Raw genomic sequence first — 13,105 nt, forward strand, 5'->3', positions numbered from 1 at the left:
CGTCCCCTGATGGGGAGGCAAAAAGCGGTGTAGCTCTGCTTCCCGCTTTGTTGCCGTAGGGTTTGGGGGGCAGACCCCCCATATTCGGTTTTTCTTATAGATTACCTGGATTGAATTCGCTGACCAAATCCTGTATTATTTGCCTCACGCACCAGCCGCAAATTCTAAGGCTTTAATTTATGATCACTAAACCAAAGCTACCTAAGATTTTCTCCTCTGCGGCGCGTCCGAGTATTTCCCAACGATTAATGCTTGTAGGCTTAATTATGAGCCTATTTTTTTTAATCATAGCTCTGTTTGGTTCGGTGTTTCAGGGTTGGGGATGGTTGCAAAACCCCTCGGAGTCGTTAAGTAATCCGATTCACGAACCGCCATCAATCAGTCACTTTTTCGGGACTAGCCAGCAAGGTTACGATGTGTTTTCCCGGACTTTGTTCGGTACTCAAGCCGCGTTGCAAGTAGTGATTTTGGCGACGGTGCTAAGTGTTGTAATTGGCGTTCCCTTGGGACTCGTAAGCGGTTATATTGGCGGCAGGCTCGATCGCATATTAATATTTTTGATGGATACTATCTATACGTTGCCAGGGTTACTGTTATCAGTGACTTTGGCTTTTGTTGTGGGTAGAGGTATATTAAATGCAGCGATCGCTATTAGTATTGCTTACATACCCCAATATTATCGAGTTGTCCGCAATCATACTGTCAGCGTCAAAACTGAGCTTTTTATTGAAGCGGCGCAATCAATGGGGGCTTCTACTTGGCGGATTTTGTCACGCTACTTATTTCTAAATGTAATTGCTAGTGTCCCGGTATTATTTACTCTCAATGCGGCGGATGCAATTTTAACTCTGGGTGGTTTGGGCTTTTTGGGATTAGGATTGCCTGAACAAGTACCAGAATGGGGTCACGATTTGCGCCAAGCACTAGAAGCTTTACCTACAGGCATTTGGTGGACGGCGCTGTTTCCGGGACTGGCGATGACTTTAATGGTTGTCGGTTTGTCTTTGGTAGGAGAGGGGTTAAATGACTTTATTAATCCCCGGTTGCGGAAAGAAAATAATAATTTTGTACCTTGAATGTGCGATCGCAATATGGATAATTTCGATATAGAATCTCAAGTAATTGGGATTGATTTAGGTGGTACGGCAATTAAATTAGGGCGATTTACAACCGATGGTAATTGCTTGCAGTCATTAAGCGTACCTACGCCCCAACCTGCGACACCTACAGATGTTGTAGAAGCGATAGTAAACGCGATTCCGCTTATTGATCCTCAAGGATATAGTAAAGCGGTAGGTATTGGTACTCCAGGCCCAGTTGATGCTACAGGAAGAATTGCAGTAGTGGCAATTAATCTAGCTAACTGGCACGATGTCCCTTTAGCGGACTTGTTAGAAGCTAAACTGAACTTGCCAACATTTTTAGCTAACGATGCTAACTGCGCGGGTTTGGGGGAATATTGGCTAGGCGCAGGTAAGCAGTTTCAAAATTTAATTTTAATTACCCTCGGTACGGGAGTAGGTGGGGCAATTATTCTTGATGGTAAATTATTTACCGGACATCGCGGCGCGGCGGGAGAATTAGGACTAATTACTTTAAATCCTGATGGACATAGGTGTAATAGTGGCAATCAAGGTTCTTTAGAGCAATATGCTTCAGCGCCAGCTATTCGCCGCCGTACAGGTTTAGAACCCTCGGAATTAGGCGCTTTGGCAAGTTCTGGCGACCCAAAAGCCTTGACATTTTGGCAAGAGTATGGTAAAGATTTAGGTACAGGACTGGCAAGTTTAATTTATATTTTGACACCAGAAGCGATCGCAATTGGTGGTGGTGTATGTGCTAGTTTTGAATTTTTCTTACCTTCAATGCAAGCAGAAATCGAACGCCGAGTTTTGCCTAGTTCCCGTGCGGGTTTACAGATACTAAGGGCGCAATTAGGCAATCAAGCCGGAATGGTAGGCGCGGCTAAATTAGCAACGTCTTTATTACGGTAGAGACGTTGCATTATTTATGTAGAGACGTTGCACTGCAACGTCTCTACCAACGTTTTATCCCACCTCAACCGGGGTATGAGTTTGCACTGATGTCGCTAAAAGCGCCGTTGCAGCCTCTATAAAACCACTAAATAAAGGATGGGGCGCACTGGGTCTTGATTTAAACTCTGGGTGAAATTGAGTAGCAACAAAAAATGGATGGCTAGGAAGTTCAATAATTTCTACCAATCGACCATCAGGAGAAGTACCGCTAATCACGTAGCCTGCTTCTAAAAGCAAGTTGCGGTAAGTATTGTTAAACTCATAGCGGTGGCGATGGCGTTCGTAAATTACTTCTTTTCCATAGAGTTTATGAGCTAAAGTATTGGGTTCAATGCGACAAGGATACAAACCTAAACGCATTGTACCGCCCAAATCTACTACGTCTTGCTGTTCGGGCAATAGGTTAATTACCGGATGAGCGCCTGTTGGGTCAAATTCGGCACTATTAGCCTCTTTAAGTCCTGCAAGGTTTCGCGCCCACTCTACAACCGCGCATTGCATACCCAGACATAAACCCAAAAATGGAATTTGCAATTCTCGCGCATATTTTACCGCCGCAATTTTGCCATCTACACCCCGAATCCCAAAACCTCCCGGTACTACAAGCCCGTCAATTCCTTCTAAATACTTCTTTGCATCATCAGTTTCTAAGTCTTCAGAATTTATCCAGCGCAAGATTAATTCTCCCTTAGTCGCTAAGGCTGCATGGCGCAACGCTTCGGTAACAGATAAATAAGCGTCGTTTAACTGCACATATTTACCAACAATACCGATTTCTATTTTGTGAGTTGGGCGATAAAGATGGTCAACTATATTTTGCCACTGAGTTAGATTTGGCTGGCGGCGTTCGAGGTGGAGTAAATCTATTGCTTGCTCGGCGAGTCCTTCCCGTTCTAACATTAACGGTACTTCGTAAATACTGATGGCATCTTGAGATGTAATTACGCACTCTACAGGGACATCGCAAAACTCTGACATTTTTAACTTTAGCCCCATTGGTAACGGGCGATCGCATCTGCAAACTAAAATATCTGGTTGAATGCCAATAGAACGTAATTCTTTAACAGAATGCTGGGTTGGCTTAGTTTTCATTTCTCCGGCTGAAGGAATCCAAGGTACTAAGGTAACGTGCATATACAACACGTTTTTTCGCCCGACATCTTTACGAAACTGACGGATTGCTTCTAAAAAAGGTAATGATTCAATATCGCCTACCGTCCCGCCAATTTCTGTAATTACAACGTCAGGATTGGTATCGTGGGCAACTCTTTGGATGCGGTCTTTAATTTCTGTTGTAATGTGGGGAATTACTTGGACTGTACCCCCCATATATTCGCCGCGTCGCTCTTTATTTAATACAGCCTGATAAATAGAGCCTGTAGTGACGCTATTAAGCCGTGACATGGGGGTATCTGTAAATCGTTCGTAATGTCCCAAGTCTAAGTCTGTCTCCGCGCCATCATCAGTAACAAATACTTCCCCATGCTGAAAGGGACTCATTGTGCCAGGATCGACATTAATATAAGGATCGAGTTTGAGGATAGAAACTGAATAATCCCGCGATTTTAATAATCTACCCAAACTTGCCGCTACAATACCTTTACCAATACTAGAGACTACGCCCCCAGTAACAAACACAAATTTAGTCATATAATTTTAGCCGTAAAAACAATTATATAAATCCACCCCGTTAATTGTGCCACAATACTCGCTGTTAGCTTTTGAGGGGAAGTGCGAAGTGCAATCGCGCTATTGGCGATATGATAAACACCTATTACTATTTTGGCGTGAGAAAAATTTTAGGATCGGTAGCATTAGGGACAGTAGTAATTACATCCCCAGCGATCGCACAAACTTTGAAAGTAGTTTATCCTCCCACCGATCATCAAACTACAGCTAACCAAATATTTTTGATTGGTACAGCACCAAAAGGGCAAGTATTAGTAAACGGTAAACCTATACAACGCAGTCCGGCGGGACATTTTGCCCCTAGTTTCCCTTTAAAAGTGGGAGATAATTTATTTACTTTGCGCTACCAAAATCAGCAAGTAGAAATTAAAGTCAAACGTTTATCTACAATTCAAGCACCGCCAAAGGGATTAGCCTTTGCTCCTGATTCTCTAACGCCATCAGTAGATATAGCAAGGCTTCCAGGAGAAATTATTTGTTTTAGTGCGGTTTCTTCTCCAAATGCCAAAGTTAAAGTTAATCTAGCCAATCAAACTATTGCTTTACTTCCTCAGTCCCAAAATGTCCAGTTGCCTCCTAATTCTGCGGCGCTGACGCAACAAAATCGACCGATTACAGCATCGGTCGCAGGTAAGTACACAGGTTGTACAACGGCTTTGCAACCAGCTAGTTTAGGATTACCCGAGTTTGCGCTAACTATTGATGGCAAAACAACTAAACAACTAGGTACAGGTAAAATAACCATTCTTTCCCCTTTACAACTAGAAGTTGCCGAAGTAACCGCCGTTTCTGGCGTAGCGCGAACGGGTGCGAGTACCGATAGTTCTCGGCTTACTCCATTACCCAAGGGTACGCAGGCGACAATTACGGCTAAAGAAGGGGAATGGTTGCGCTTAGATTATGGTGGTTGGATTAATAGTAAAGAAACACGCATTTTAAAAAGTATAACGCCGCCTAATTCAATTATTCGCAGCGTCCGCGCTCGTCAGGTCGAGGGAGCAACAGAAGTAGTATTTCCTTTGCAAGTACCTGTACCTGTAAGCGTCCAGCAAGGCGAAAAGTCTTTTACTTTGACGCTCTACAACACCACCGCCGAAACTGACATTATCCGCCTAGATGATGACCCGCTAATTTCTCGCCTAGATTGGCAACAGGTGGCTCCTAAGCAGGTGCAATATACGTTTAACCTCAAAGCTGCCCAACAGTGGGGATATAAGCTTAGATACGACGGTACGAGCTTAGTTTTAACTTTGCGCCATCCGCCCAAAAGGGGACAAAATGCCCCACTTAAAGGAATTAAAATTTTGCTCGATCCTGGTCATGGGGGCAAAGAATTAGGCTCAAGAGGTCCTACAGGTTATCCCGAAAAAGACATTAATTTACTGATATCTAAATTGGTGAGAGAACAGTTAGTAGCAAAGGGGGCAACAGTTTATATGACCAGAGAAGATGATAGAGAGGTAGGATTAGGCGATCGCGTAACAGCGATCGATAAACTTGAACCAAACCTCGCTCTTTCTATCCACTACAACGCTTTACCTGATGGCGGCGATGCTATCAACACAAAAGGAATAGCGGCTTTTTGGTACAACGCCCAAGCCCATAGCCTATCTTTATTTCTGCACAATTATTTAGTCAAAAAGCTGGCTCGTCCTTCCTATGGCGTTTATTGGAATAACTTAGCTCTAACCCGCCCCACTACTGCGCCCTCGGTATTGCTAGAACTAGGTTTTATGATTAATCCTACAGAGTTTGAATGGATTACTAACGCGCAAGAACAACAAAAATTAGCAAGAGCAATTTCTGATGGTGTAGCCGAATGGGTTAATAGTGGTCAATAACCATCATGGCTTTGCAGCATTGCTGAACTTCATGCTAAAGTGCCTTTCAATTCTGAGAAGCTAGTTCAACATCAATTAGGCGATCACGCTTGCTATTTGCCTAACTTGCTCTACAGGCAAGTTTAACGCCCCCGCTATTTGTTCTACGCTCAAGCCAAGCTTTAACAAGTTGGGGATAGCTTCTTGTTTAGCCTCTTGTCTAGCTTCTTGGGCAACTTCTTGAAAATACCGAGTTTTCTTTAATTCATCTAGTCCAAACATAGCTTCTAATTCCTTGGGTGTAAGTTCTGGTAACTTGTACAGTATTATTCTCTCAATTAATGCTACAACTCCCTTTCTTAGGGCTTCATCAACAATTTCTTGGTTGGCTCGATTAAATAGCTCTTTAGCTAAATTAACGGCTTTTTTCTTCGTTTCCACTACTAATTTAACTATACCAACCCCGATTGATTGCTCTGAAACTTCACCTAATTCATCTAAATAAATTCGCCTCACTCTTTGGCTAGTCAGCAACTCAATAAATTGCGGGAGGTTGCCAGGATCTAAGCTTCTTTGCTTAAATACTACTACTGCGCGCCAGTCATTAGGGCGATCGCACCTTGAAATATACAAAAAAATTTCTCCAAACAAGCGATGATAAATTCTTTTATCGGTTTGAAACTGTACTTCTGCAAAGTAAATCGGCTCGTCTACAGAGTCTTCCCTAGGCAAAAATAACCCATCCAGCCGAAAAGCTAGTTGCTTAATTTCTGTGGATGTAAATTCATAACCACTATTTGCTAAAGCAGGCTGTTCGATAAGTTGAAAAAATGCGGCGGGGAATGTTTGGAATAATTGATAGAAAATTGTGTCAGTTTTCACTATTAACACTCGTAACAATCTAGCCAAAAGCTTAAACTCTTGGCTAGTAATCGATTATTGCTTATTCTTGAGGTATTTCTGCCAATACTCTTTCTTTATCTAAGCGGCGCTTTTTGGCGTAAAGTTGAATCGTTACTGCCATAGCGATAATCATCGCAAAAATTACCCAAGCCGTTAAATCGGTTGGTAAGTTGTCTTTAAAGATAGCCAACATTACGATCGCAACTAGCAATATAGTAGGCGCTTCGTTAAATGCCCGCAACTGTTGACCGCTCCAAGTACATTCATTTTTTTCTAGTTGCTTCATTAGCCGTTTGCAGTAGTGATGATAACCAAGCAAAAGCACCACAAACGCTAATTTGATATGCAGCCAACCTTGTTTGAGAACGTCAGGTTCGGTTGTTACAAGTCCAATCGCCATCGCAATTGTAACTAGCATTCCTGGGGTGGTAATGATGCTGTATAGCCGTTGTTCCATCAATTGATATTGATTTTTGAGAATTGTTTTTGCAGGTTCGGGTTCGGCATTAGCTTCAACGTGATAGATAAAAAGCCGCACTAAGTAAAATAATCCAGCAAACCAAACGACGAAACCGACAATATGAAATGCTTTAAACCAGTAGTAAGCCATAAAATATTTTAATTTAACGGTATTACAGAGCGTTGAGACGCAAATATATTTTTACCGAGTACAGTGCCTTGACGCGACATTAATTGGTGAAATCCTCATTAAACTTTACGCAGACTGCCATGTACCGTGAAAACCTGGCGGAATAACACTCGGTAAGCTTAATTTGCAAATAGGTTCTCGATCCAATCCTTCACTATCTAATACCCAAACTTCACTTGTATTTGTATTTCCATCGTAAACAACGGTTACTATCCAGCCAGTATCAGGGTTTTCAGGATTTGGCGCAAATATTGGCTCACTGGGATAACGATTTTCTCCCATATCAGCAATGGTAAGCGTATCAGTTTTAGAATCAAAACGCGCGATCGCCCCAAATATTTCAATGCTTGGGCAGGTTCCCTGACGCTGTAACGATAAGTAGGTAGAACTTTCCTGTTTTCCTACTTGCTGGGGTGGTACTACCGGAAATTCGCAATGATGATCTAAAATTTGTTCGTTGGCTACTACTCCTGTATCAGGATTTAGATTGACTTGCCATAACGTACTTTTAGCAGCGCTGTGAGTTTCCCCCGTCGCAACTTCTTTAAGATATTGATTTGTTACAAAATCTTCGTAACGTACCATTCCCGCAATGATCGCCCCGCTATCATCCACGTAGCCATTGCTAAAGTGCCATTGATACCAGGGGTCTGTTTCGCCGCGATTAACTAACTCTAGGCTGTCACGGTCAAAAACTAGCCATTGCGTGCCTATTTTTGGCTGCCATTGCAAAGCCTCGCTATAGCTGCTCAATCCTAATAATATTGGTAATGGGTTTACGCGCACTGGTGGCACAAAAAACACCAGATACTGCCCCGCTAAAACAAAATCATGAATTAGAGGTACGCCATCAAGCTTTGTTGCGGATTTTTTGATAATTTTACCTGTGCGATCACTCTTATAAATATTTAAAATCGAGTTTTTGCCAGGACTTACACCAAAATTAAATATTTCTCCTGTCTTAAAATCGCGCTTTGGATGGGCTGAATAAGGTAAGTTGTCCTCAAGCCCATCTAAACTATCCATTCCCTTCGTTGCCAAAGTCTGCAAATCCATTGCGTGAGGTTTTCCACCTTCCCACAATGCCAAAAGTTTGTCAGGCAACGCCAAAACCGACGTATTAGCCACATTTTTCATTGGTTTACGCCATTGATTCCAAACTGCACCGGGAGCCGTCATGCCATAGTTGCCATAAAGCAATTTCCCCGCCGCTTCTTCTTCCTCATAGCCCGCCGTTTGCACGTAACGATAAGTTCCGATTGCGCCCTCATTGCCAAAATCTACCCCTAAAACTGCGCCATCACCATCAAACCAATGTCCCACCCGAATACCGCCACGCTCTAGCCTTGCTGGCCCATTGCGGTACAATTGGCCCCCCAAACTGTGGGGGATACTACCGGAAATAATCGGTAACTTTGTTGCAGCAAATTCTGTTGCGGGTTTAGAAATAGCTTTTGCCCAGTTGCTTGATAATTTGTTTGCTACGTGCATTACTGTTTTATAATTGCCTAAAATACTACTCTAGTGCGAAGTTGATGGAGACGGCAAAGTTGAGTTGAGTTTATACAATAAGTAGGTAAACGCAGTTAAAACTTAGTAAATTACCGACTAAACAGTATTTTGCCCTGCTAAAAAATGCAACTACTTTCTAAAAGTCAAAATAAAGTATTAATTTTGTCTGCAATTAGTTTAGCGATCGCGTTAGCTATTAGTGGCGGTATATTTAAAGTCTGGCAATTAAATAAGCCTTGCTCTAACAAAAGTGAGAAAAGAGTTTGGAATAATTGTTACAAAAATTTGTTGGTAAAGCCATTAGTTATTGGGATAGCCAGCCCACCAAAGACGGAAGATTATGATACTTTAGCCGCTTATTTGCAAAAGAAACTTAATCTTAAAGTTGAAATTGATCGAAATACACCTTACAGGCAAAATTCTCAGCGTATTGCTAGTAAAGAGTGGGATATTGCTTTTACGCGATCGCCAATTTTTTCGATTGTAGCCGAAGATAATAATTACTCTGGTATAGCTACAATGTACCCTGATAATCCTTATTATCGAGGGGCTTTGTATGTTCGCGCCGATAGTAATATTCAATCTATTGCTGATATCAATTCCACGACTACTATTGCTTTAGGAAGCCCCGAATCTGCCCCTACATTTCATTTACCAATTTATACTTTGTACGGCAAATCATTGCGTATAGGGACAGGTTATAGTCCTACAAAAGCTAGAGAATTAGTTAAATCAGGACAAGTTGATATTGCCTCTAGTCGGTACGATTTAATTAAAGATGATTCTCAACTAAGAATAATTCATATTAGTAAAGCTATTCCGGGTGCGGGAGTTTATTTATCTCCTAAATTATCTCAGGAGGATAGAGGAAAGATTAATAATATCCTGTTAAATGCACCAGCAGCAATCCGTACTAAAGCTAATTATGGAGCCGGAGAAATCCCTGATTATGATGAGCTAAGAAAAATCATAATTAGAACCGAGTCAATATTAAGTTGTCCTGAGTTTAAGTTAAGTTCTCTTAGCTTGGAAAAAACCGTAAATGTGTTTTGTAAAGAACAAAATCAGCAACAAAATATTATTCAAGGACAAGTTACAGAATATACAGTATTAAATTCAGAAAGTATAGAGCTTAAAGTAGTAACGCCAGCCAAGGAAGTTTATAGAATAATGGTGTTGAGACAAACTCTCAATCAAATTCCCCTTAATCCTATAGATGCAATAGATCAAACCGTACAACTAAAAAATGTAGTGCCAAAAAGACTAGGTGATGGAAGTTGGCAAGTAGTAGTTATAGAACCCGATCAATTAGCTTTACTAAGTGATTTTAGCTTAGATTAAGACTTGATAATAAGGTTTTATCCTGCTAAAGTGTGATAGCCAAAATTTTATGTTGACTAGCGTAGGATTGCGAAGGCGGTTAGACGTAGTTAAAGCCGAAAATAGACAAGTAATAAATTAATTTACTTGGTCAGAATATGTCGAAACTACTAAAAGTAGCTATACCAGCTTTAAGTTTAATTTCTATTACTACCATACCTCAATCAGCTCTTGCCGCCGTTTCTTGCGAAACTAACACAGCGAATAACCATTCAAATAACTCTTTGGCTAGTTGTGTTTTAAGTTTTGATGCCAATATTGGATTGGGCAATAATTATTTTGCGTGTCAACAGAAAAACTCTATCTCTTTTGATGAAAAAGGACAATTTGAAAGTTGTACCCTGGGGAAGGACTTGCAACTTAGAAATGGAAATAAAGTTACTAATTGCCTTGCTAAAGGTACAGTAAATGTAAGTATTTCTACTAATGGGATTCAAACAGTTAATTGTTCGATAATCGCAGCAAATTGATTAAGGCGATGCTTTTAGTTTCGATAGTTGCTACTATTTCCAAGTTATCCTAAATTAATCTTTGTAGCCAGCAAACTCTGCAACCGTTGCAAAGAAGCGCCATAAAGCAAATCTCCTTTACCTAACAAATAGGCGGCGGTGGTTTGCTTTCCGCCTAAAATAATAGCTGAATCAGCCTCACTGGCAGTTTTTAAAGCTACTCTCCCCGGCAAATTTGAGCGGATAATTGGCGTAACAACTTTAGCCTCCGGGCGTTGAGTAGCAATAATTAAATGAATCCCTGCCGCCCTTGCCATTGCCCCCAATCGTTTGATATTTTGTTCTAAAGCAGTACGACTGTCTTTTTCGGTCATAAAGTCGGCGTATTCGTCAAATATGCAGACAATGCGCGGTAAGATTTGAGATGATTTTTGATTGTAAGTGCTTAAGTCTGCACACCCCGTCGCCTCAAACCGTTGATATCGCTTGTCCATCTCTCCTACTAATTGTTCCATAAGTGACTTCGCGCGATCGCAATCTTTGACAATAGGGGAGTACAACCAAGGCATTTTTTCAAATTCGGGAAAGGTTACTCTTTTAGGATCGACAAGGGCAATTTTTAAGTTATCGGGAGTATGACGCACTAGCAAGCTAAGTAACAGACTTCGCAAAAATTCGCTTTTTCCGCTTCCCGTTGTACCCCCAACCAAAAAATGACAGGTGTTTGGATCGGCTAAATCTGCTTCTACTAACTTCCCTTCCAAATCTACGCCAATGGCGATTTTTACAGGCGCGGCGGCGGGTAAAGCTGCGGGGGTAATGTAATCTTCAAAAACAGCAATTTGGCGGCTTGTACGCGGCAAATCTACGCTGATATAACCTGCTTGCGTGGCAATTAAGGGAGTATCAACTAAGCCTAAATGTACCTTTAAGTCTTCTCTAGTATTCAAAATGGATGTAAACTTTACGCCAAGATGGGGTTTGAGCTTGACGCGGATAAACGCTGAACCTACTATAGAACCTAGATAATCGACACCAAGCTTAAAGGAATTTAGAGTTTCTACTAATTGAGTAGCGATCGCATCGGCTTCATCTACTTGTTTTTGGCTGCTAGGTTGGGGATTTTCTATACTTTTAGAAACAACTACTTGTTTTTGGCTGGTAGGTTGTGAATCTATAATTGGATAAATAACAGTTTTTACCTTGCTATCTGGCTCAAAAAAGCTTTGACACTTAGTTTTTTGTGGGCAAATATTGCATAATAAATCGGGCTGTGTTGTTGGCGGTGGTGGATTTGGTTGCGGTGCATCCCAAGCGCGCCATTGACGCATTTGTTGGAGTTTTTGGGGAATTAGCTGATGAATAGTTTTTTCTAATTCATCCCAAGTAAAGGTTAATTCTTCCCAATTAGGTAAAACGCTATAAACGGCGGAATCTATAGTTACTCCCAGCTTTTCTTTCAACATATAGCTGTAAAGAGCAACTTGTGCTAGTTGGGCTGATTTATCTATAGCTGGATAAGTTTTGTATTCCACCACACACAGGCGATGATTTGGAAAATCATAAACTACACTGTCAAAACGCCCTTGTACTAATTGTTGCTTACCATCGGCTAATTGAAAAGAATATTTAACCGCAGGTTTAATCGCAATTAAAGTTTTACTAATTACGTCTGTATAGCTGCAATAGTATCGGTTTTGAACTAGTAGTTTTGCCCAGTGGTGAATAAGTCCTTTTAATGCTTCCCAAAGTTGATAAAGAGCGGTTGCTTTTCCGGGATTTGTTTGTAACGTTGCTTTAAGATGGGGAAAAAATGATAGCTCATAAAATAGCTGTTGCATTTGTTGCGCGATCGCACTTACATCTAATTGTTCTACTTCTGGCTTAAATAGTAAACTAAACCTAGTTTCTTGTTTGGCAATAAAAGCAAAATTATCTGCTAATTGGTGAAATTGCGTGCCAATTTTTGATGGATTTCCCCTAGGCAAAAACATCATATTTCCGCCCCAACGATCTCCTAAATAAAACAAGCGTGGACATTCAAAAGCTACTCTAACTTTGGTAACGCTAAAAGAGTGGGGATTAGTAACTTTTTTCATATCTAATTTAACTGGATTACTTATTTCGAGCAAGCGGCGATGTATTTGAGCTAAATAAACGCTGTCTAAATTAGCATATTCTAACTGTGCTTTTGTCAGTGGGCGTTGTCTCCAATTACTTGATTGTTCGGTTTTATCTACATTAGAAAATCCGCAAAGTTCCTCAGCTAAAGTTTTAAGTTTCAATTTAGGTAGTTGAGAAACTTCTTTAAAACTGCGCTTTACTTTTCTTGCTAATTGAAGCGTACAAGTAACATTTTTTGCTTGCTCTTTCCCTAAAAATCTTAAATCGTAGCTGGCATTATGAAAAACCTTTTCAATTGTAGAATTAGCCATAATTTTATTGATAAAATATGCTACTAATTCTGGCTTTTCTAACACATCTAAAACATAGCCTTTAGCTCCGATTATATCTGTAACATCATCGGAAGCTTGAATTAAAGATATTTTTGGTTTATTAGTTTGCCAATCTGCCGTTTCTGTGTCTAACCAAAGTATTTTACTAAAAGCAAGTTTATCAATTATTAAAGTAATTTCGTCTGGTTTTGTTAAATAAAGCATTGTCAAT

At 40.8% G+C, this 13,105-nt stretch carries 10 protein-coding genes; 5 read left to right on the forward strand and 5 right to left on the reverse strand.

Features of this window, described 5'->3' with window-relative positions:
- The first annotated feature begins 179 nt into the window (after positions 1 to 179).
- Both C7B70_RS18440 and C7B70_RS18445 read left to right on the forward strand, forming a co-directional pair.
- Positions 180 to 1,076 carry an ABC transporter permease gene (locus tag C7B70_RS18440; RefSeq protein WP_106370469.1) on the forward strand — a complete coding sequence of 299 codons (897 nt, stop codon included), beginning with the start codon at positions 180 to 182 and terminating at the stop codon, positions 1,074 to 1,076.
- A 30-nt stretch (positions 1,077 to 1,106) separates the two neighbouring features.
- A complete protein-coding gene (locus C7B70_RS18445) occupies positions 1,107 to 1,994 on the forward strand; it encodes an ROK family protein (RefSeq protein WP_199192353.1) in 888 nt (295 codons plus the stop codon).
- Positions 1,995 to 2,048: 54 nt separating this feature from the next.
- Here the strand turns inward: C7B70_RS18445 and C7B70_RS18450 are convergent, their stop codons facing one another.
- Complete coding sequence (locus tag C7B70_RS18450) at positions 2,049 to 3,686, reverse strand: CTP synthase (protein WP_106370473.1); 1,638 nt, start codon at positions 3,684 to 3,686, stop codon at positions 2,049 to 2,051.
- 110 nt (positions 3,687 to 3,796) lie between these two features.
- Here C7B70_RS18450 and C7B70_RS18455 point away from each other — a divergent pair, with 110 nt between their 5' ends.
- The gene (locus C7B70_RS18455) at positions 3,797 to 5,566 is read left to right on the forward strand and encodes an N-acetylmuramoyl-L-alanine amidase (RefSeq protein WP_106370475.1); all 1,770 of its coding nucleotides are present in this window, start codon (positions 3,797 to 3,799) and stop codon (positions 5,564 to 5,566) included.
- 75 nt (positions 5,567 to 5,641) lie between these two features.
- Here C7B70_RS18455 and C7B70_RS18460 read toward each other — a convergent pair whose 3' ends face one another.
- The 3 genes from C7B70_RS18460 to C7B70_RS18470 form a co-directional block, all read right to left on the reverse strand.
- Complete coding sequence (locus C7B70_RS18460) at positions 5,642 to 6,427, reverse strand: Rpn family recombination-promoting nuclease/putative transposase (RefSeq protein ID WP_106370497.1); 786 nt, start codon at positions 6,425 to 6,427, stop codon at positions 5,642 to 5,644.
- Between the two features lie 61 nt (positions 6,428 to 6,488).
- Entirely contained in the window at positions 6,489 to 7,058 is a 570-nt protein-coding gene (hemJ, locus tag C7B70_RS18465) for a protoporphyrinogen oxidase HemJ (protein WP_106370476.1), read from the reverse strand.
- A 105-nt stretch (positions 7,059 to 7,163) separates the two neighbouring features.
- Positions 7,164 to 8,588 (reverse strand): carotenoid oxygenase family protein, encoded by a 1,425-nt coding sequence (locus tag C7B70_RS18470; protein WP_106370477.1) that lies wholly within the window; start codon positions 8,586 to 8,588, stop codon positions 7,164 to 7,166.
- Between the two features lie 144 nt (positions 8,589 to 8,732).
- On the opposite strand from C7B70_RS18470, the gene C7B70_RS18475 reads away from it, so the two are divergent.
- Positions 8,733 to 9,950: a phosphate/phosphite/phosphonate ABC transporter substrate-binding protein gene (locus C7B70_RS18475; protein ID WP_106370478.1), complete on the forward strand. Its 1,218-nt coding sequence runs from the start codon at positions 8,733 to 8,735 to the stop codon at positions 9,948 to 9,950.
- Positions 9,951 to 10,087: 137 nt separating this feature from the next.
- A complete protein-coding gene (locus C7B70_RS18480; RefSeq protein ID WP_106370479.1) occupies positions 10,088 to 10,459 on the forward strand; it encodes a hypothetical protein in 372 nt (123 codons plus the stop codon).
- A gap of 44 nt (positions 10,460 to 10,503) precedes the next feature.
- On the opposite strand, the gene C7B70_RS18485 is transcribed toward C7B70_RS18480, so the two are convergent.
- Positions 10,504 to 13,098 carry a DNA translocase FtsK gene (locus C7B70_RS18485; RefSeq protein ID WP_106370480.1) on the reverse strand — a complete coding sequence of 865 codons (2,595 nt, stop codon included), beginning with the start codon at positions 13,096 to 13,098 and terminating at the stop codon, positions 10,504 to 10,506.
- Between the last annotated feature and the right edge of the window lie 7 nt (positions 13,099 to 13,105).

The sequence above is a fragment of the Chlorogloea sp. CCALA 695 genome, from assembly GCF_003003885.1.
Classification (GTDB): Bacteria; Cyanobacteriota; Cyanobacteriia; order Cyanobacteriales; family Chroococcidiopsidaceae; genus Aliterella.

Bases quoted from the DNA above. Each gene is read 5' to 3' on its own strand.
- C7B70_RS18485 (WP_106370480.1), bottom strand. From the start codon at position 13,098: ATGCTTTATTTAACAAAACCAGACGAAATTACTTTAATAATTGATAAA.
- C7B70_RS18455 (WP_106370475.1), top strand. From the start codon at position 3,797: ATGATAAACACCTATTACTATTTTGGCGTGAGAAAAATTTTAGGATCG.
- C7B70_RS18470 (WP_106370477.1), bottom strand. From the start codon at position 8,588: ATGCACGTAGCAAACAAATTATCAAGCAACTGGGCAAAAGCTATTTCT.
- C7B70_RS18440 (WP_106370469.1), top strand. From the start codon at position 180: ATGATCACTAAACCAAAGCTACCTAAGATTTTCTCCTCTGCGGCGCGT.
- C7B70_RS18450 (WP_106370473.1), bottom strand. From the start codon at position 3,686: ATGACTAAATTTGTGTTTGTTACTGGGGGCGTAGTCTCTAGTATTGGT.
- C7B70_RS18480 (WP_106370479.1), top strand. From the start codon at position 10,088: ATGTCGAAACTACTAAAAGTAGCTATACCAGCTTTAAGTTTAATTTCT.
- C7B70_RS18475 (WP_106370478.1), top strand. From the start codon at position 8,733: ATGCAACTACTTTCTAAAAGTCAAAATAAAGTATTAATTTTGTCTGCA.
- hemJ (WP_106370476.1), bottom strand. From the start codon at position 7,058: ATGGCTTACTACTGGTTTAAAGCATTTCATATTGTCGGTTTCGTCGTT.